Origin of the sequence: Labrenzia sp. C1B70 (assembly GCF_000475395.1) — a bacterium.
GTDB classification, from domain to species: domain Bacteria; phylum Pseudomonadota; class Alphaproteobacteria; order Rhizobiales; family Stappiaceae; genus Roseibium; species Roseibium algicola.
Window position 1 is genome coordinate 655,541 of the sequence record NZ_AXCE01000034.1, and the last position, 17,834, is coordinate 673,374.

Annotated in this window: 18 protein-coding genes; 6 read left to right on the top strand and 12 right to left on the bottom strand. The window is 56.8% G+C overall.

Features of this window, described 5'->3' with window-relative positions; all coding sequences use genetic code 11:
- Positions 1 to 41 precede the first annotated feature (41 nt).
- Positions 42 to 620 (bottom strand): AraC family transcriptional regulator, encoded by a 579-nt coding sequence (locus Q666_RS66300; RefSeq protein WP_161633206.1) that lies wholly within the window; start codon positions 618 to 620, stop codon positions 42 to 44.
- A gap of 575 nt (positions 621 to 1,195) precedes the next feature.
- On the opposite strand from Q666_RS66300, the gene Q666_RS57510 reads away from it, so the two are divergent.
- The 4 genes from Q666_RS57510 to sseA all read left to right on the top strand — a co-directional run bounded on the left by Q666_RS57510 (position 1,196) and on the right by sseA (position 3,834).
- On the top strand, positions 1,196 to 1,621 hold the full coding sequence (locus Q666_RS57510; RefSeq protein WP_139314165.1) for a hypothetical protein: 426 nt from the start codon (positions 1,196 to 1,198) through the stop codon (positions 1,619 to 1,621).
- Positions 1,622 to 1,766: 145 nt separating this feature from the next.
- The gene (locus Q666_RS57515; protein ID WP_031268578.1) at positions 1,767 to 2,483 is read left to right on the top strand and encodes an alanyl-tRNA editing protein; all 717 of its coding nucleotides are present in this window, start codon (positions 1,767 to 1,769) and stop codon (positions 2,481 to 2,483) included.
- 22 nt (positions 2,484 to 2,505) lie between these two features.
- Positions 2,506 to 2,979 carry a GFA family protein gene (locus Q666_RS57520; protein ID WP_031268580.1) on the top strand — a complete coding sequence of 158 codons (474 nt, stop codon included), beginning with the start codon at positions 2,506 to 2,508 and terminating at the stop codon, positions 2,977 to 2,979.
- A gap of 9 nt (positions 2,980 to 2,988) precedes the next feature.
- A complete protein-coding gene (gene sseA / locus Q666_RS57525) occupies positions 2,989 to 3,834 on the top strand; it encodes a 3-mercaptopyruvate sulfurtransferase (RefSeq protein WP_022998810.1) in 846 nt (281 codons plus the stop codon).
- Between the two features lie 20 nt (positions 3,835 to 3,854).
- Here the strand turns inward: sseA and Q666_RS57530 are convergent, their stop codons facing one another.
- Together Q666_RS57530 and Q666_RS57535 are read right to left on the bottom strand one after the other, a co-directional pair.
- Positions 3,855 to 5,195: a globin-coupled sensor protein gene (locus tag Q666_RS57530; RefSeq protein ID WP_022998811.1), complete on the bottom strand. Its 1,341-nt coding sequence runs from the start codon at positions 5,193 to 5,195 to the stop codon at positions 3,855 to 3,857.
- 266 nt (positions 5,196 to 5,461) lie between these two features.
- Positions 5,462 to 6,271: an HD domain-containing protein gene (locus Q666_RS57535; RefSeq protein ID WP_022998812.1), complete on the bottom strand. Its 810-nt coding sequence runs from the start codon at positions 6,269 to 6,271 to the stop codon at positions 5,462 to 5,464.
- Positions 6,272 to 6,344: 73 nt separating this feature from the next.
- Here Q666_RS57535 and Q666_RS57540 point away from each other — a divergent pair, with 73 nt between their 5' ends.
- Positions 6,345 to 6,977 carry a TetR/AcrR family transcriptional regulator gene (locus tag Q666_RS57540; RefSeq protein WP_022998813.1) on the top strand — a complete coding sequence of 211 codons (633 nt, stop codon included), beginning with the start codon at positions 6,345 to 6,347 and terminating at the stop codon, positions 6,975 to 6,977.
- On the opposite strand, the gene Q666_RS57545 is transcribed toward Q666_RS57540, so the two are convergent.
- From Q666_RS57545 to Q666_RS57565, 5 genes are all read right to left on the bottom strand, one after another.
- Positions 6,960 to 7,664, bottom strand: a complete 705-nt coding sequence (locus Q666_RS57545; protein WP_022998814.1) for a TIGR02117 family protein — start codon at positions 7,662 to 7,664, stop codon at positions 6,960 to 6,962. The genes Q666_RS57540 and Q666_RS57545 overlap by 18 nt on opposite strands.
- Before the next feature lie 17 nt (positions 7,665 to 7,681).
- Positions 7,682 to 8,485, bottom strand: a complete 804-nt coding sequence (locus Q666_RS57550; RefSeq protein ID WP_022998815.1) for an amino acid ABC transporter ATP-binding protein — start codon at positions 8,483 to 8,485, stop codon at positions 7,682 to 7,684.
- 69 nt (positions 8,486 to 8,554) lie between these two features.
- Positions 8,555 to 9,706, bottom strand: coding sequence for an amino acid ABC transporter permease (locus tag Q666_RS57555; RefSeq protein WP_031268584.1), 1,152 nt, complete (start codon positions 9,704 to 9,706; stop codon positions 8,555 to 8,557).
- Between the two features lie 10 nt (positions 9,707 to 9,716).
- Positions 9,717 to 10,931 (bottom strand): amino acid ABC transporter permease, encoded by a 1,215-nt coding sequence (locus Q666_RS57560; RefSeq protein ID WP_081713351.1) that lies wholly within the window; start codon positions 10,929 to 10,931, stop codon positions 9,717 to 9,719.
- A 228-nt stretch (positions 10,932 to 11,159) separates the two neighbouring features.
- Positions 11,160 to 12,179: an amino acid ABC transporter substrate-binding protein gene (locus Q666_RS57565; protein WP_031268586.1), complete on the bottom strand. Its 1,020-nt coding sequence runs from the start codon at positions 12,177 to 12,179 to the stop codon at positions 11,160 to 11,162.
- Positions 12,180 to 12,648: 469 nt separating this feature from the next.
- Here Q666_RS57565 and metC point away from each other — a divergent pair, with 469 nt between their 5' ends.
- Positions 12,649 to 13,827 (top strand): cystathionine beta-lyase, encoded by a 1,179-nt coding sequence (metC, locus tag Q666_RS57570; RefSeq protein WP_022998818.1) that lies wholly within the window; start codon positions 12,649 to 12,651, stop codon positions 13,825 to 13,827.
- Between the two features lie 28 nt (positions 13,828 to 13,855).
- Here the strand turns inward: metC and Q666_RS57575 are convergent, their stop codons facing one another.
- From Q666_RS57575 to Q666_RS57590, 4 genes are all read right to left on the bottom strand, one after another.
- Positions 13,856 to 14,170, bottom strand: a complete 315-nt coding sequence (locus Q666_RS57575; RefSeq protein ID WP_022998819.1) for a lipid-A-disaccharide synthase N-terminal domain-containing protein — start codon at positions 14,168 to 14,170, stop codon at positions 13,856 to 13,858.
- Positions 14,171 to 14,234: 64 nt separating this feature from the next.
- Positions 14,235 to 14,996: a glycosyltransferase family 2 protein gene (locus Q666_RS57580; RefSeq protein ID WP_022998820.1), complete on the bottom strand. Its 762-nt coding sequence runs from the start codon at positions 14,994 to 14,996 to the stop codon at positions 14,235 to 14,237.
- On the bottom strand, positions 14,993 to 15,904 hold the full coding sequence (locus Q666_RS57585; protein ID WP_022998821.1) for a phosphatase PAP2 family protein: 912 nt from the start codon (positions 15,902 to 15,904) through the stop codon (positions 14,993 to 14,995). The genes Q666_RS57580 and Q666_RS57585 overlap by 4 nt, the downstream gene beginning before the upstream one ends.
- The gene (locus Q666_RS57590) at positions 15,888 to 17,705 is read right to left on the bottom strand and encodes a glycosyltransferase family 39 protein (RefSeq protein ID WP_022998822.1); all 1,818 of its coding nucleotides are present in this window, start codon (positions 17,703 to 17,705) and stop codon (positions 15,888 to 15,890) included. Before Q666_RS57590 ends, Q666_RS57585 begins: the two co-directional genes overlap by 17 nt.
- Positions 17,706 to 17,834 lie beyond the last annotated feature (129 nt).

The window sequence follows — 17,834 nt, forward strand, 5'->3', positions numbered from 1 at the left end:
GGCTGCCGGTGACCCGTGGTGACTGAGCGTCCAAAACCAGTCTAGCGTGCCAGCAGCTCTCTCAGGCCGGCGGGAGTAACTTGGGCCATCTTACGAAAGTCCCGGCTCATATGGTGGCGGTCCGAATAGGACGCCTGGTAGGCAATCTCATCGAGACAGCAGTCGCCCGACGCCATCATACGCGTCGCCTTTCGCAGACGGACGAAACGAGCGAGCCTGGCGTAGCCCAACCCCGCCTCCGATAGCCGCCGGGACAGACTTCTCGGCGACAAACCAAGTCCCGCCGCTGTTGACGACAAGCCAGGATGCTCCCCCACTGAAAGTTCGAGAACGCCGACGACCCGCGCAAGAAGTCGGTTTGTACCCGGCCCCTGCGGCCTGTTCAGCAGGTGGCGAAAAGACAGGCTTGAAGCAGAAGACATCATTCCGATTTCGGATTTGAACCCGGAAGTTTCTTCTGCAGGAATAATCAGGATATCGCTGTCGAAGTCCAAGTTGCCGTCGACGAAATTGCCAAACCGATAGATCGGCCGGGAAGCACCGCCGCGGCTAACCGCCCAGATGTCCTGAATATGTATCCCTGCGCTTTCAAGCGTTCCGGTCACGACACCGGCCAGCATTGCCGGTCCGAATGGTTTCTGGTTCGCGGGACGTACCTTGTAGGGTGACAAGACCAGTGAATTGCGCTGGCAGGAAGAAATAAAATCCTTTCCTTGACCGTTCTCGTGAAACCGAAAGGACGCCTGCAGTGCCAGGACACCCGACCATCTGTTCACCAGGTCAGGCATGCTCGGCGCACTCGTCAGGAGATGACTGATCACATCGAAACCGGCTGGGCGACCTAGAGCACGCGCCAGATTGAAAACCGCTCCGCATCCTCGTGAAGCGTAGAGCATTCCGATACGGGACAGCGGATCCTTCGCCTCAGTGCCCTGCAAAACGGAATTCCCATAAATTGCGGGAAACCGTGCCTCAGCCTGCTTCGCAAAATGCCTCAACCACCAGTTCCAATACGCCGAATAGGCTTCTCCGAGCGGCTCGTTGACACGCACGTTCTCCGCACCTTGTTGCGGCTCAATGGAAATTTTGGCGTCGATATTCACAGGTCTTCTTTCGACCGTGCTGCAGGATGAAGTGTGCCCTGGAACGAAACCAAGGGTTTAGCGCAAATGCAAGCATCGAAATCGAGGGGAACATGCGCAACTTGAAATCTCAGCTACGACTTCTTGCACTGACGTCGCTGGCAACACTGACGGGCAGCTTTTACGCACTGGCTGATCCGGCCAACCTGACGGCAGACGAGATCAACGACATGATGTCGGGAAACTCCATCCATGGTTTCTTTCCCGACGGCGTGACGGAGTACAAGCAGAACAACCACGCCGACGGCTTCGCCGTTGTCGTGGTCAAGGGCGACAAGATCCGGAACATTCCGTGGGAAGCCGTCGAAATTAACGGAACCGGTCAATATTGCGAAGACTGGAGCGGCGATGGCTGGGGCAAACTCTGTTTCACGGTGACGCGCGAAAACCCGGCCAAGCCAATCTTCACAAATGCAAAAGGCAAGGCAAACGCACAGAACTGGTCAGAAGGTTTTGTCGATCTGAATTTCGCCGACTGAACTTGGTCCACATCATTGTTATCGCCCGCGGTCCGGCCGGATTGCGGGCGTTTGTTTTTCATGACCCCGGTTTCCTGCAAATAGGGCCTTGCACCGCATGCTGTTCGTTGGTCAATTCGACGCTATTCGTTTCAGGGAGTTCCGGATGACCACGCCTTTGTTTCGCGACGATGCCTATCTCAGAACATGTGAAGCCGAAGTGACCGGCATCAACGAGCGTGGTGGCATAGTGCTTGATAGATCGGTTTTTTACGCGACCGGTGGCGGTCAACCGGGCGACAGCGGCACATTGGAGCTGGAAGACGGCACGAAGATCGAGATTGCCACCACGGTCTATGATGGCGACAAGAAAACCATCGTCCATGTCCCTTCAGAAGGACAAAACCTGCCTGCTGCCGGCACAAAAGTGACCGCCCATTTGGACTGGGCGAGACGGTACCGGTTGATGCGCATGCATACTGCCTTGCATCTATTGTCCGTGGCCCTGCCCTTTCCCGTTACAGGTGGTCAAATCGGGGATCCCGAAGGGCGGCTTGATTTCGATATGGGCGAAGACACAATCGACCGGGAAGCGCTTCTGGAGAAGCTCAATGCGCTGGCTTCTGGTGATCACGAAGTAACCACCCAATGGATCACAGACGAAGAACTCGATGCCAACCCGGGTCTGGTCAAGACCATGTCCGTCAAGCCGCCCCGTGGGTCTGGCAGGGTAAGACTGGTCAGGATCGGCGATGATGTGGACTTGCAGCCTTGTGGCGGTACCCATGTAACGAGAACCTCTGAAATCGGCCTGCTTGAACTCGGCAAGATCGAAAAGAAGGGCAAGCAGAACAGGCGCGTCCGGATCCGCCTGACCGACTGACAAGCAAACGGAGGAAGTTGAAATGAAACTGTCAGGTGGCTGCCGGTGTGGAGCTGTTTCCTTCGAAGTGGAAAGCAGAACCCCATACCCCTACATGCGCTGTTACTGTTCCATCTGCCGTAAGACAGGTGGCAGCGGCGGTTATGCAGTCAATCTGATGGGAGACGCCGGCAGCCTTGAGGTATCGGGCGCGGAGACGAAGTCGGTCTACAACGCTGTCATTGATGGAAAGACCAGTCCTGCGGAACGTCATTTCTGCAAGGCTTGTGGATCTCACTTGTGGCTTTGGGATCCGCGTTGGCCTGAACTGGTGCATCCACATGCAGGAGCGGTCGATAGCCCCTTGCCAACACCGCCAGAGATTGTCCATATCATGCTGGCGTTCAAGCCTGACTGGATCGATGTGCCGAGCGGTCCCGGACACGTTCATTTCCAGAACTATCCGGACCTCTCCATCGAAGACTGGCACAAGTCCAAAGGCTTGCTGGAGACCTAAGGAGCCGTAATGACCGACCATCCCCTCGTATCGACCCAATGGCTGGACGATCATCTCTCCTCGCCTGATCTGATTGTCATCAATGCCTGGATGCCGCCGGTCACGCATCCAGATGCTCCGCCTGTCTATCCGAACGCCCACATTCCAGGCGCCGTCTTCTTCGACGTCAACGAGGTCTGTGACAAGACCAGCGATCTGCCTCACATGCTGCCAGCTCCGCATGTGTTTTCGTCAACCATGCGGAAGATGGGGATAGGCGACGGTCAGACACTGGTGGTCTACGATGATTTCGGTTTCTATTCCGCCCCACGCGTCTGGTGGACGCTGCGCAGCATGGGCGCGGAACGAGTTTATGTTCTGGATGGTGGATTTCCGAAGTGGCGGGCAGAAGGCCGTGCCTTTGACGACGATACGCCCCGCAGAGTTCAAAGCCACTTCTCGTCCCGTTTGAACCATGGTGCCGTTGCTGACCTCGACCAGATCCGCTCCACAATCGCAAATGGTTCGCGGCAAATACTGGATGCAAGGTCTGCCGAACGATTTGCCGGAGAAGCGCCAGAGCCGCGTGCCGGACTGAAGTCGGGTCACATGCCGACCGCGCTCAACCTACCCTTCACCCAACTCATCGCGGAAGACGGCACATTCTTGCAGAAGGAAGACCTGGCAAAGGCTTTTCAGGATGCTGGAGTGGATCTCGACAAGCCCGTCACGACCTCTTGCGGCTCCGGTGTCACAGCGGCGATCCTGACCCTTGGCCTTACCGTGCTCGGTGCTCGGGATCTTTCGCTTTACGACGGGTCCTGGGCGGAATGGGGAAGCCGGGACGACACGGACGTCGTCACCGGCCCAGCTTGAGAGATCAAATAGCGCTTTGATCAGGTGCCAGTCTTCAAGGTTTCAAAGAAATCCCGGATCTCATCCGAGATAGAACTGGTGCTTGAAGACATTCTGCTGGATGCAGCCAACAGACTGTCGGCCGCCTGATCGGTGGCGGTGATTGCCTGTTCGACACCGCCAATGTTCTCATCGAGGGTCTGCGTTCCCGAAGCGACCGTCTGGATACTGTGGGAAATTTCCTGCGTTGCAGCACCCTGCTCTTCAATCGCCGCTGCAATCGACGACGTCATTTCGTCTAGTTGCTTGACCACTTCGGAAATCGACTGGATGGAGGCAACGGCATTGTCCGTCGAACTCTGGATTTCGGTGACTTGCTGGCTGATTTCCTCGGTTGCCTTCGCGGTCTGTTCTGCGAGGGTTTTCACTTCGCTTGCGACCACCGCAAATCCCTTGCCGGCATCGCCGGCACGGGCAGCCTCGATCGTTGCGTTCAGAGCCAGCAAATTGGTTTGTTCGGCAATCGCCTGAATGAGACCGATCACATCCCCAATTTTCTGGGCTGCACCTGCCAGGCTGGCCACCTGAAGGCTCGATTGTTCTGTGCCGCCTGCCGCCTGGCTGGCAATACGGGATGCACCGGAGATCTGCTTCGAAATTTCCTGGATGGAACTGGAGAGCTCTTCCGTTGCAGAGGCTACGGTCTGGACGCTGACGCTAGAGTCTTTTGAAACATGACCGGCGTTCTCAACCTGGCTTCTCGCGGTCTGCGATACGCTCGTCAAATGCTCGGCTTCCCCCGCAACGCTGCGAGCACCGGCCTCCACATCGGCCAACGGTTGCTTGACGCTGCTCTGGAACTTTTCGATAGCCTTGTTCAATCGTTCCGTCTGCGCTGCGCGCTCCAGAAGAAGTTCTTCTTCGTAGGTTGATATGGCAAGGTCCATGTCAAGGAAGACGGCCGCCGTGACATCGTTCAACAAGACGGCAAGGTTTTGAAAAGACCGTCTGTATTTACGGGTCAGATGGGCATGCAGATGGCGCAGGACATAAAGATACCCGGCAATGTACCAACGCGGTTCCAGCCCGATACGGCAATGCACATGACCGATCTGGTTGATGCTCTGCTGGTAGCTCTGGTCGAAGCCCGACGTGAACAGCTTCTTCCAATGGCCCTTTTGAGCTGAAACAAGTCGGGGCTGATGCGAGCCGACGAGTGCAGCAAGATTTGGCTGGGTGTTGATGTGAACGTAAAAACCCGCCAGCACATCGTCCAACACGGGCTCGATTACCGGCCAGAGCTTTCTGAGATTTTCGATTGTGGAATGATCAATTTGGGCGAATTTCAAACGGGATTGGAAGTCGTATTCCTGATCGCTCATGGCAGGTCACCTTGATAAAACTGACCCTACGTGACCCGACAATTCTAAATAAACCATAAATTGTATTTTTACGTACGACATAGTGACAATGGCGCGTTGAGCCACAACGAAAACGAAATAGGAATAATTACCAATCCCCCCGGTTTTTGGCCGTTTTTTAGGCAATAAAAACGCGATACCCGATTCTTTCCGATGGGAGCGGCGAACACAACCTGAAAACGCAGGCAGCGATACTTTGGTCGTATTCCGGTTGTCCAAAACAAGGCTCACTCTCCCGGCTGGGGTCTTGCCTTCAACCCATCCGGTTTCTTGCGTGAAGGCTCCAGACTGATCAGAAAGTCGGCACGTGTGCCGGCAAGATGATGGCCTGGCCAGATTTCCAGAGCATCGTTCAGTTTCCCTTTCGGGTATCGAGAGAAGATGTCCTTGCGAACGTTCTGCGCGATCCTGCGCTGCCCCATTCCGAACACGTCACACATTGCTCCTCGCGAAATAAGATGTGCTTCTGCACCATATCTTCTGGCAGACACATACCCGTTAAGGTGCAGTCCGATAGCATCGGCAATCCGATGTACCTTTGCCCGGTCATGTCCCTGGCCGACAAGGTGGTGCTGGCAGCGTTCCGCACCATGGACCACGAAACAGCAATCCCGCGGCTCACTGGTCCGGCCTGACGCCAGGCCTACGTCATGCAATATGGCTGCACAGAAGAGGATTTCCTTGTCTACAGTGAGCTTACGATAGCCACCTAACAACAGGCCAAAGTAATAGGTGCGCCAACTGTGCCGCATCAGGTCCAAATTCTGGACTTCGTCGGCAAAGTCCAACGCATCCCGGACCAATGCGGTCTCCGGTGGCTGCAGTCCTTCAAGGTCTGCACCGAAGGTGTTGATCAGGCCCAGTTTTCCTCTGAAAGCATCCAGCGCTTCAAGCATCCCCATACGGCCAAGATTTGTAAGCACCTTCAGCTTTTCAGTTCTTGTCAGTCGCCCATTGCTGAACTGACCAGACCTTCGTCCCCAAGCCACCGTCCCCATGTCTGCAGTGTTTTCCGGCATCTCCCAAAACGTCTCCATTGATTGCTCCATTTTTATGTACCGTATCGCACAAAAATAGACATGTCGATATTTATGTGCGAATTGGTATAAAATGAAATCCGAAAGCAAACGCGGACGACCGCGCAAATTCGACGAAGACATCACGCTCGACCGCATCATGCTGGTGTTCTGGCAACACGGCTATGCCGCTACCAGTCTCGACCAGATAGCAGAAGCAACCGGCCTGAACAGACCCAGCCTCTATGCCGCATTTGGCAGCAAGAAAGACATGTATCTGAAGGTGATTTCACGGTTCGCGGACCAGATGCAGGCCCACCTGAAGGCGGCAGGACAGACAAAGACAGGGCTGAAACCCCGGCTCAAGGCCATCATGACAGCTGCTATCGATCTTTATTGCGGCAGGTCGACATTTAACGATGCGGCCTATGGTTGCCTGGCCATCTCCACGCTGACGACTGAAGCTGCTGACGATCCTGACTTCAGATCAATGCTGGCGCATGTCGTTGAGCGAATGGATCGAGGGTTCGCCGGTCTGATTTACGCGGAGATGCAAGACTCGGTTCCGGAAGCAAGCGTCCAGTTCGCCGCCCAGCATCTGTCTTTGATGCTGCACGGTCTTTCGGTTCGCGCCCGCGCTGGGGAATCTCGCGATATCCTGGTGGAACTGGCAGAGGCTGCTGTTGACCGGCTTGTACCGGACCCTGCTTCAGCGCCCGTTATGTAGATCCAGCGACCAGTCAAGCGTCAGGGGCAGCGGCGTCCACATGCCGGTCTTCACCCCTGCCCGCCTCAACATGTCGGCCGTCCAGGTGTTGCAGCCCATCATCGCGTTGAAGCCGCCAACTGCCGGAAAGAAAATGTCGTGTGCGTCGTACGCCACTCCGGGAATTGCCGTCGGAGGCGCTGTGCCATCTGACTGGAAACTGGTCCTGATATCATTGACCAGTCCATCAAATTCCAGCTGGCTCAGTTCAACTACGCGGACGCTTTCCTGCTCAAGCGGAATATCGCCGGTGCGACGGACATGCATGACCGAGGCATCCCAGGTCAACGCGTCTATTACCGGACCCGGTTTCAAATCGCCCCACGTTGGCGTTTCGATATAGAAGGACCGCCCACCCCAGCCGAAAGCAATCCAGAAAACACCCGGATAATCCAGCTCCAGCCCGCCATCCGATACGAATGCGAACGCCTCCAGCACGTCCGGATCGGCCGGGAGGGCGATATCAGTATGGATGGGATTGTTGAGTATCAGAATACGCCGTTTATCTGCTGAACTTTGCGCAACTTCCATAACCGGGTTGGAATCGAACAAAGGCCTCGGAACGAGTGCTCCGAGGCCCAGTGCTACAACAGCAGTGAAGACAACAAGGCAAATTCCAATCAGGAACCTGCGCAGCAGTTTCATCATCCGTAGTCTTTAGCCGATCAGTGGTGCAGGATCTGGCTCAGGAAAAGCTTGGTACGTTCATGCTGCGGATTGGTGAAGAACTCTTCCGGCTCGTTCTGCTCCACGATCTGCCCCGCATCCATGAAGATAACGCGGTTTGCAACCTTGCGGGCAAAGCCCATTTCGTGAGTGACGCACAGCATGGTCATGCCTTCTTCGGCAAGTCCGACCATCACGTCCAGAACTTCCTTGATCATTTCCGGGTCGAGTGCCGAGGTCGGCTCATCGAACAGCATGATTTTCGGGTTCATGCACAAAGACCGTGCAATAGCAACGCGCTGCTGCTGGCCACCGGACAGCTGCCCCGGATATTTGTTGGCCTGCTCCGGGATCTTGACGCGCTCGAGATAGTGCATCGCGATGTCTTCGGCTTCCTTCTTGGGCATCTTGCGAACCCAGATCGGAGCCAGAGTGCAGTTCTCCAGGATCGTCAGATGCGGGAACAGGTTGAAGTGCTGGAAGCACATGCCGACTTCGCGGCGAATTTCGTCGATCTTTTTCAGATCGTCCGTCAACTCGATGCCATCGACAAGGATCTGTCCCGCCTGATGTTCTTCCAGACGGTTGATACAACGGATCATCGTGGATTTGCCGGAACCTGACGGTCCGCAGATAACGATACGTTCTCCGCGCATGACCTTCAGGTTGATGTCGCGCAGAACGTGGAAATCCCCGTACCACTTGTTCATGTTCTTGATTTCAATAGCCACGTCCGTATCGGAGATGGTCATTCTGGAACGGTCGGCTGCGAGTTCTTCGTCGCGTACAGCGTTTTCAGACATAGTTTTTAACTCCAAGAGTGTCCTGTGGCCGGGGCGCTGCGGTTCATCGCGCGCCCCGGAAGCGGTTTGCTAGCGTTTGTGTCCTGTATGAAGCTTCTTCTCCATGAAGATGGAGTAGCGCGACATGCCGAAGCAGAAGGTCCAGAACACCACTGCAGCGAACAGGTAACCCGTGTGACCGGTGCTGGGCGTCGACCATGTCGGATCCGTGAAGGACGACTGGATCTGGCCGAGAAGGTCGAACATGCCGACGATCAGAACCAGAGTCGTATCCTTGAACAATCCGATGAAGGTGTTGACGATCCCGGGGATCACGAGCTTCAGAGCTTGCGGCAAAATGATGAGATACATCATCGGCCAGAACCGGAGCCCGAGCGCCATGGCACCTTCATATTGCCCCTTCGGAATGGCCTGCAGGCCACCACGGACCACTTCTGCCATATAGGCGGCAGAGAACAGGGTCACGCCGATCAGAACGCGCAGCAGCTTGTCGAAGGTCACGCCTTCCGGCAGGAACAACGGCAGCATCACCGACGACATGAACAGAACCGTGATCAGCGGAACACCGCGCCAGAACTCGATGAAGATAACCGAGACAAGCTTGATGATCGGCATTCTTGATCGACGTCCAAGCGCCAGCGCGATACCTAGCGGTAGCGAGGCCACAATACCCGTGACCGCGATAACAAGCGTGACAAGCAAACCGCCCCAAACCGCTGTTTCAACGATCGGCAGGATTACCGCATCTCCGATGACCAGGCCGGTCAGCAGGAAGTATGCGATGATCGGGAAGACGACCAGAAACAGGATTGCGTTGATTTTCTTGAACGGTGCGCTGGGGATTGCAAGCGGTACAAGCAACACCGCGAACAGGAAATAGACGATGTTCACCCGCCAGATTTCCTCGGTCGGATACCGGCCATAGATGAACTGCGGGAAGTATGCTTCCACGTAAGCCCAGCAGGCACCGCTATGGCCGCCGTCCTGCGGCAGACACGCTTCACGATTGTCGCCGCTCCAGACAGCATCGATAAATGCGAACTGGATCAAAGGCGCGATAAGTGAGTAGGCGATCAGAATGCCGATTACAGTCAGAACGGTGTTGCCGATGGACGAAAACAGGTTCTGACGCATCCAGCCGATGACGCCGGTGGTCGAGATCGGCGCCGGCAGTCGCGGCGCCTCCTCGGTTCTGATTTGGAACATATCAGTGTTAGCCATTTTGCGCTCCTTACCGTTCCACGAGCGCCATGCGCTGGTTGTACCAGTTCATGAAGGCCGATGTGATGAGGCTGAGCGACAGATAGACAACCATCCAGATACCGATGATTTCAATCGCCTGGCCGGTCTGGTTGAGCACCGTTCCACCCATCGAGACGAGGTCCGGATAGGCAATGGCAACTGCCAGTGAAGAATTCTTGGTAAGGTTCAGGTACTGACTCGTCAGCGGCGGAATGATCACGCGCATCGCCTGGGGAATGACCACCAGTCTCAACGTCGGTCCGTTCCTCAAACCTAGTGCATGCGCTGCTTCGGTCTGACCATGGCTCACCGCCTGAATACCGGCACGTACGATCTCTGCGATGAACGATGCGGTATAGATTGCCAGGGCTGCGGTAAGAGCCAGGAACTCAGGAATAATATTGAGCCCGACATTGAGCTCGAACCCCTGACGCAGGATTGGCCCGGTTTCGACGAAGTTCGGATGTTCAAGAGTGATCGGCATGCCGGTTGCAAAGTACGTCAGCAAAGGCAGCCCAATAATAAATCCGACCCCCGTCAGGAATGACGGGAACGGTTGCCCTGTGGCCTCCTGACGCTTGCGCGCCCAACGTGCCACGAGGAACGCTGCTGCTATCCCGATCAGGAACGCATAGCCGATCCATTCCGATCCGGTCCCCATGATGGGTTTGGGAAGCCGAAGACCGCCAATATTCAGGTGGAATGTGTCGAACAACGACCATTTTTCACGCTTGCCGGGGATCGATCGCAGCACCGCGAAGTACCAGAAAAAGATCTGCAGCAGCAGCGGGATATTACGGACCAGCTCGACGTAGCAATACGCCAGACGGCTGATGACCCAGTTGTTCGACAAGCGGGCGATACCGATGATGAACCCAAAGATCGTGGCGAAGAAGATACCGACGCCCGCCACAAGCAGAGTGTTCAGGAAGCCGACATAGATCGCTCTTCCGTAACTTGATGTCTCAGAGTAGGAAACCAGTGACTGGTTGGTTCCAAACCCGGCTGTATTTTCTAGAAAGCTCCAACCGGAGGCGATGTTCTGCCTCTCCAGGTTGGCTATCGTGTTCGAAACGATGACATATCCCAAAGTCACCAGCGCGACGACCAGCAGCAGCTGGTAAAAGATGCCGCGCGCTTTGGGATCGTTCAACAGCGAAGCACGCGCCGGCGCCCCCGCCGAGTCCTGCTCCATTACTGACATAGAACCTCGCCCAAGTTTTCACGAAAGAGCCCGGCACGCAGCCTCTCCTCAATCGTGTCTGACCTGCTTCCCTGGCCGAACTTCGTCGGCACTCCCCTATCGACGGAAGCAGTCTGTTCCCCCACGCGGTTGCCGGGTATGTTGTCCGGTTTTTATTGCGTGGAATTTATTGAGGGTTCCGGCAGAACAACCGCCGGAACCCCTTCAATCCTCAATCAAAGAAGAGGATTAGCGGACCGGCGGTGCGTACATGAAGCCGCCGTCGTTCCACAGAGCGTTTACGCCACGGGAGATGCCGAGCGGAGTGTCCGGACCAACGTTGGCGTTGAAGGACTCTTCGTAGTTACCGACGTTTTTGATGATCGCATAGGCCCAGTCGTTCGGCAGGCCGATAGCTTCACCAAATGCGCCCTCAACGCCCAGAAGACGCTTGATGGACGGGTTGTCGGAAGACTTCATCTCGTCAACGTTTTCAGAGGTCACGCCGAGCTCTTCTGCGTTGAGCATCGCGTTCAGCGTCCACTTTGCAATGTTGAACCACTCATCGTCGCCCTGACGGACAACCGGACCCAGAGGCTCCTTGGAGATGATTTCCGGCAGGACCATGTGGTCGCCCGGGTTGGTCAGCTTCAGGCGCTGTGCGTACAGGCCGGATGCGTCAGTGGTGTAAACGTCGCAACGGCCGGCGTCGTATGCAGCCACAACTTCGTCGGCCTTTTCGAAGGCGACGATTTCGTACGGCATGTTGTTGGCGCGGAAGTAGTCGGCAACGTTAAGCTCAGTGGTCGTACCGGTGTTGGTGCAGACCGAAGCGCCGGACAGTTCCAGTGCGGAAGTCACGCCCAGGTCCTTGCGAACCATGAAGCCCTGACCGTCATAGTAGTTCACACCAGCAAAGTTCAGACCCAGCTGGGTGTCGCGGGACATGGTCCAGGTAGTGTTACGGGACAGAACATCAACTTCGCCGGACTGAAGCGCGGTGAAACGCTCTTTTGCGGACAGCGGAGTGTATTTCACAGCGGACGCATCGCCGAACACTGCTGCAGCCATAGCGCGGCAGTAGTCAACGTCGATACCGGTCCAGTTCCCCTGAGCATCCGGGTTCGAGAAACCCGGCAGACCCTGGCTCACGCCACACTGAATGAAGCCCTTTGCCTTGACGTCTTCCAGCGTCGTTGCACCAGCAGCCGTCGTCGCGGCGACTCCCATAGCAGCGCCGATTACGAGCGGAAGGAATTTATTGGACATGGATATGCAGCCTTTATTTGTTACCCATACTTTTATTATGCCGGGTTTGTTCGAAAGACATCTTCTCCGTCTCTTGTAACCGGACGGATGCCAGCCTTGACGGCTGCTTCCTCCAGATATCTTTCGTCCCACCCAACGGTTCCATACGATGGCATTTAGCTGTTCGGGTCAAGTACTTGCTGCAGATATCTCGTCAAATTTCTCGAGCTATCCGCCATTTGCCATCAGGTTGGATGCACAAACAGCGAACATGTCTAAATCGAATTCATTCAATGCCTAAAAAGGGTTCAATGCATTTAGCGGAGACCTTGCGAAGGTTAACGCTAATCGAAAAATTCTCCACACAAAGACCCGCGCACAACACGTGAAATGGCGGTTGCGACCATGACGCGAATGACTAAAGTGAGCGCTCGGCGCACGGCAGCTCATGTCGCGCCGCCTCTCGCAAAACACACACCCAAGAGCCTTCATGTCTTCCACCAATTCCAAGCCGCCGTTGAGGCAGGATACCAAACTGGCGCATGCAGGGCGCGACCCGCTTGCATTTCACGGTTTCGTCAATCCGCCTGTCGTGCATGCTTCGACTGTTCTCTACCCCGACACCAAAACCATGGTGACGGGTGCCCAGACCTATTCCTACGCCCGCAGGGGCAACCCGACCACGGACTCCCTTGAAGGGGCCATGAAGGAGATCGAAGGGGCAGCCGGGGTCAAGATCGCGAATTCGGGTTTGAATGCCATTGCATTGGCCATCCTGTCCTGCGTGAAATCCGGTGACCACATCCTGATTGTCGATACGGCTTACGGACCGACCCGCCATTTCGCCGACACTGTTCTGCCAGGCATCGGGGTTTCCGTGACCTTCTACGATCCGAAGATCGGCGCCGATATCAAGTCACTGTTCCAGGAAAACACGACAGCCGTGTTCACCGAAGCACCCGGCTCCCTCACCTTCGAGATGCAGGATGTTCCGGCGATTGCCGCCGAGGCCCGTGCCATCGGCGCGACCGTTCTGATGGACAATACCTGGGCGAGCCCGATTTACTGCCAGCCACTATCCATGGGGGTCGATCTGTCGATCCAGGCGGGCACCAAATATCTTGTCGGACACTCCGACGCCATGCTCGGTACGGTCGCTGCCAGCGAACGCGCCTGGGAAAAACTGGATGCGTTCTGCGGTGCCATGGGGTGTCACGTCGCGCCGGATGACATCTACCTCGGCCTGCGAGGCCTCAGAACTCTGTCCGTGCGCCTTGAACGGCACCAGCGCAACACACTAGCCGTTCTTGGCTGGCTGAAGGACCAGCCCAACATCGATCGCATCCGCTATCCAGGCCTTGAATCGGATCCTGGTCATGCTCTCTGGAAACGAGATTTTTCGGGAGCCTCGGGCCTGTGCGCCTTTGACTTCAGTGAAAGCACGACACAGGAACAGGCCTACGCCTTCCTGGATGCGCTCACGCTTTATGGTCTCGGCTATTCGTGGGGTGGTTTTGAAAGCCTTGCCATTCCGGTTCGCCTCAAGGGCGGCCGCACGGCAACCCCGGTAAACCTGGATCGCCAGTCGGTTCGCCTCCACATCGGCCTGGAAGACCCGGAAGATCTGATTGCCGATCTGGATCAGGCACTGACGAAGGCATTCGGCTGACAGACTGTCGAGCGAAGGGCGGAACGGCTCAAATCGTAGGGTCGTTCCGCTTTTCCTTGAAAATCAGCCACAGGTTCCGGAAATAGATTAGCAGACCCAGTCCCTGACCGGCGATGAAGACCGGATCCTGTCGTTGAATGGCGTAGATCAGCAGCAGCGACCCACCCGCAACGGAAAAGAACCAGAAAGCGACCGGCACGATTGAGCGGCCGACGCGCTCGGATGCGATCCATTGGATGACGAAGCGCATCATGAACATGGCCTGGGCAAAGAAACCCAGAATGATCCAGAAGTCCAATTGCGCGATGAAAACCGCATGGATCCATTCGTATAGAGCGCTCATGTCTCAGGTCCAGTCAGTGTTTTTGAAAGGTCGGCGGGCTTCTCCACCCGGATTGGGGCATTAATCAGGTCAGTGGCCGAACATCCGGAATTTTTTTACGGCGGCGTCGCAGCCACCACACTCCGAACAGATCCAGCACACCGACCAGCGCCCTGTCAAAGATCCCGTATTTAGACGTTCCATGGCGCCGCTGCCGGTCCTGAACGTCGATATGGGTGACACCGTAACCCTCGCGGATCACGAGTGCGGGCAAGAACCGGTGCCAACTGTCGAAGTACGGCAGTTGCAGGAACACTTCTCGGCGCAGGGCCTTCAGGCCGCAACCGCTGTCGCGAGTGTTATCCCGCAGGATCGCGCCGCGCAGCTTGTTGGCAAACTTCGACGCATAGCGCTTGGCCAGGCTGGCCTTGCGGCCAAGCCTTTGCCCGGCGGCAAGAGCAACTGCCGGGCCGGCAGCGTCGAGAGCGTCCAAAAGCGCTGGAATATAGGCGGGGTTGTTTTCGCCATCGCCGTCTATGGTCGCGACGACGTCGCCCCTCGCATTCAAAAGACCAGTGCGCACCGCGCAGCTCTGGCCACAAGACTTCTCGTGCCTGACCGGCCGCAGCCAGTCATGGGTTGCCGCGTAATCCTGCAACACGATATCCGTGCCGTCGGACGAGCCATCGTCGATGACGATGACCTCGAAACGCCTGCCCTGCAATGCTGCCTCGATTTCATCCAGCAGGATGGGCAGGTTTTCCGCTTCGTCCTTCGCGGGAACCACGACCGTGACGGCGAGCGCGCCCTTGCTGGCCGCAACAGCTTCCAGATAGCTTTGTGTCATGCGCTTGTCCGTTCTGTCGTGTCTGCCGCAGGGACCTCGGCTTCCACACGGTCAGCGCCACGCTGGCCGCGCAGAACCTGCCAGACAGCCCGCACACAGGCCTTGGCAGACAGGACATTCATGTTGGGTACAATCTTTCCGGAGGAAGACAGGTGAAAGCCGATCCGCCGCCGGGCCATGGCACGAACCGTGAAAAAGGTGAACGTCATCCCCAATAGCGTGCCTGCGATGACGTCGCTGGGGTAATGCGCCCCGACCATGACGCGGCTGAACGCAAGCCAGAAGCCCGCAACAATGATCAGCCAACGGTAGGCCGGGAAAATAAAGGCCAGCGCAGTTGCAAGCGCAGCGACAGTGGTCGAATGACCAGAGGGGAAACTGGTGAAGGTGCCGTCGAAGGCCAAAAAGTCGAAGCGGACCGGACCAACTTCCTCGTAAAGCTTGGGACGCGCCCGGCCGAGCGACCACTTGAATGCAATGGCCAGAAGCCCCGTCGCGGCGACTGAATAAAAGATGAAGGCCGCATAAGTGAACACTGCGCCGATTGCCATGCGCAGGCGGAATGCGTAGCGCCCGGCATCCAGCGCCAGCAGAAACAAGCAGCATAGACCGGTAGAAACGAGGATCCAGTCGGCCTTGCCGATATCGGTGAAGGTTCGGAAGGCGGCCCGGTATTCGCCCGGGAGCGAGCGCAGCCACGGATAGGTCGGAACATCGAACGCAACGACTGCAATGCCAACCGTCAACAAGAGGACTGCAAGGATATCCTGCGGCCGCTGCCCGGGAGGAAGCGGATCCCTATTGTGGCGCGCACGTTCCCTGCGACCGGAAAACAGTATTGCAGCCCGCCGAGAATTCCCGCGCATGCGCGCCAGAACATGCCAGACAAATTTACTGCTGTTGCTCATTGCCGTCTTCTGAAACCGTCGTCGGCACGGACTTCTCATAAAGCCCGATATCGACATCGTCCCCGCCATTGATATTGAGGCCGTCTACCCTTTTTACAGCCTCCGGCACAAGACCAATCTCCTTTGCGGCGGCCAAAAACGCGGCTTCTTCCCGGCTTTCTATTGCCGCGATACGGCAGGTAGCTGGATTCGCGGCTTCATCGGCAGCAAGAAAGGCGGCGGCATCCTGCGCCGAAACGATCTTTGTCGTCGTGCCTTCCAGGAATATGAAACTGGGTTCGTGAAAACCGGTGGTCACGACCAGACGGTTCGACTTGTCTGCGCAACCGGGGATTTCGTCCATGGCCGCGACAAGGCGCGGACTGACCCAGATCGGCGTAAGAGCTGGGCCGACAAAGCCCCAAAACCCGATGCTGACGCAGATCGCTGTCAGACAGATGGCGGGGAAAGCATAGAGTGCCGGTCCTCGCAGAACCCGGGATGCTGCCGCAATCGCAAAAACAGCTCCCACTGCAAGCAGAACGGCTCCGGGAGGTGACGGCCAGACACCCAGGGCAAAAGGACCGGCAAACGCGGCGACGGCCAACCCCAACGCAGGCACCGCCAGCAACACTGCCGCTACCCAACGCAGCCACGTTCTCGTCGTGGCGCCAGCCCCCTCCATCAGCGCAGCAGCAACAGGTAGCGCGAGCGCAGGCAGCAGCGGCATTGTGTAATGCGGAAGCTTCGTTGCAACCAGTTCGAACACGATCCAGCTTGGGACGAACCAGGCAACGGCAAACGTCACCAGCGGACTTTTTCGTTCATGCCAGATGAGCGGCAGGGCAATCACGAAGAATGCAGGCAAAGGCCAGAATATGCCGAACATCGCCCCGAGATGGGTAAGCGGGGGTGCTCCATGACCTTCCTGACCCTGCCCGACCTTGCCAAGGAGGTCCTTGCCGATGGCTTCAGTGAAGAACGTTCCGTCCGTCGCGATCCAGATTGCCACAAACCAGGGCGAGACGAGCAGCACGAACCACAGCAGACCCGCGATTGGCGCCGTTCCCTTGAACCATGCAGCTTTCCGTTTCATGGCCATGAGGCCAACAACCGTAAGGCCAATCACCATGGGTCCAACCGGCCCCTTGATGAGGACACTGCCCGCAAGTGCAGTCCAGAACAGGAACCCAAGACCCCATAGCCGTTTGTCCGGATCCTTCAACCAGATCCGCGCCAGGGCACCTTGCGCTATTATGATCATTGCAAACAGCGCGGCATCAGTTTTTGCCAGTCGCGCCTCGACGCCGACAATGATCGCCAGCGCCACGAAACCTGCCGCCAACAGCGCACCGGCAGGCCCCATGAATGCCCGTGCAAGCCAGAAGGTTGCCAGAACGCTGATTATCGAGGCTATGACGGAAGGCAGTCGATAAGCCCAAAGCGGAGCGTCCGCCCCCTGCCCTGTCAGCTTTACGGCAGCTGCCTGAAGCCAATAGATCCCGACTGGCTTTTTGTGACGTGCCTGATCTTGAAAACGAATGTCGATGTAATCGTCCGTTTCCAGCATCTGCTTGGTTGCCTGGGTAAAACGCGGTTCGTCCCTGTCCAGCGGAGGTACCGTCCATTGACCTGGTACGAACAAGGCAAGCGACAGGAGCAACAGAAGGAACGGGGCTGTGATGTCGTGGCCGAAGATATGCAACCAGATCGGCTTCCGAACCGGGGCAGCCGACGGGCTGTCCACGTTGTCCTTGCGTTCGGAATTCCCGGCTGCCTTGCCTGCCGCCTCGGGCTTCTGATCGTCGCGCGTGTCCGACATCAACTTTCTTGTCCAGTTCCTGCGTCCGGTGTCCTGCGCCCGGTGTTCTGCGTCTGGGCGGTCGCCCCTGCCCGCCCGTTTCTGAACGCTTCTCCTACATGAGCTTTTCAAAAAGGGAAACTAGTGCTT

What these genes read in the sequence shown, in the direction of transcription:
- Q666_RS57530 (WP_022998811.1), bottom strand. Translation starts at nt 5,195, where the DNA reads ATGAGCGATCAGGAATACGACTTCCAATCCCGTTTGAAATTCGCCCAA.
- Q666_RS57555 (WP_031268584.1), bottom strand. Translation starts at nt 9,706, where the DNA reads ATGGCTAACACTGATATGTTCCAAATCAGAACCGAGGAGGCGCCGCGA.
- Q666_RS57580 (WP_022998820.1), bottom strand. Translation starts at nt 14,996, where the DNA reads ATGACACAAAGCTATCTGGAAGCTGTTGCGGCCAGCAAGGGCGCGCTC.
- Q666_RS57540 (WP_022998813.1), top strand. Translation starts at nt 6,345, where the DNA reads ATGAAATCCGAAAGCAAACGCGGACGACCGCGCAAATTCGACGAAGAC.
- Q666_RS57535 (WP_022998812.1), bottom strand. Translation starts at nt 6,271, where the DNA reads ATGGAGACGTTTTGGGAGATGCCGGAAAACACTGCAGACATGGGGACG.
- Q666_RS57545 (WP_022998814.1), bottom strand. Translation starts at nt 7,664, where the DNA reads ATGATGAAACTGCTGCGCAGGTTCCTGATTGGAATTTGCCTTGTTGTC.
- Q666_RS57585 (WP_022998821.1), bottom strand. Translation starts at nt 15,904, where the DNA reads ATGAGCAACAGCAGTAAATTTGTCTGGCATGTTCTGGCGCGCATGCGC.
- Q666_RS57515 (WP_031268578.1), top strand. Translation starts at nt 1,767, where the DNA reads ATGACCACGCCTTTGTTTCGCGACGATGCCTATCTCAGAACATGTGAA.
- Q666_RS57590 (WP_022998822.1), bottom strand. Translation starts at nt 17,705, where the DNA reads ATGTCGGACACGCGCGACGATCAGAAGCCCGAGGCGGCAGGCAAGGCA.
- metC (WP_022998818.1), top strand. Translation starts at nt 12,649, where the DNA reads ATGTCTTCCACCAATTCCAAGCCGCCGTTGAGGCAGGATACCAAACTG.
- Q666_RS57560 (WP_081713351.1), bottom strand. Translation starts at nt 10,931, where the DNA reads ATGTCAGTAATGGAGCAGGACTCGGCGGGGGCGCCGGCGCGTGCTTCG.
- sseA (WP_022998810.1), top strand. Translation starts at nt 2,989, where the DNA reads ATGACCGACCATCCCCTCGTATCGACCCAATGGCTGGACGATCATCTC.
- Q666_RS57510 (WP_139314165.1), top strand. Translation starts at nt 1,196, where the DNA reads ATGCGCAACTTGAAATCTCAGCTACGACTTCTTGCACTGACGTCGCTG.
- Q666_RS57520 (WP_031268580.1), top strand. Translation starts at nt 2,506, where the DNA reads ATGAAACTGTCAGGTGGCTGCCGGTGTGGAGCTGTTTCCTTCGAAGTG.
- Q666_RS57575 (WP_022998819.1), bottom strand. Translation starts at nt 14,170, where the DNA reads ATGAGCGCTCTATACGAATGGATCCATGCGGTTTTCATCGCGCAATTG.
- Q666_RS66300 (WP_161633206.1), bottom strand. Translation starts at nt 620, where the DNA reads ATGCTGGCCGGTGTCGTGACCGGAACGCTTGAAAGCGCAGGGATACAT.
- Q666_RS57565 (WP_031268586.1), bottom strand. Translation starts at nt 12,179, where the DNA reads ATGTCCAATAAATTCCTTCCGCTCGTAATCGGCGCTGCTATGGGAGTC.
- Q666_RS57550 (WP_022998815.1), bottom strand. Translation starts at nt 8,485, where the DNA reads ATGTCTGAAAACGCTGTACGCGACGAAGAACTCGCAGCCGACCGTTCC.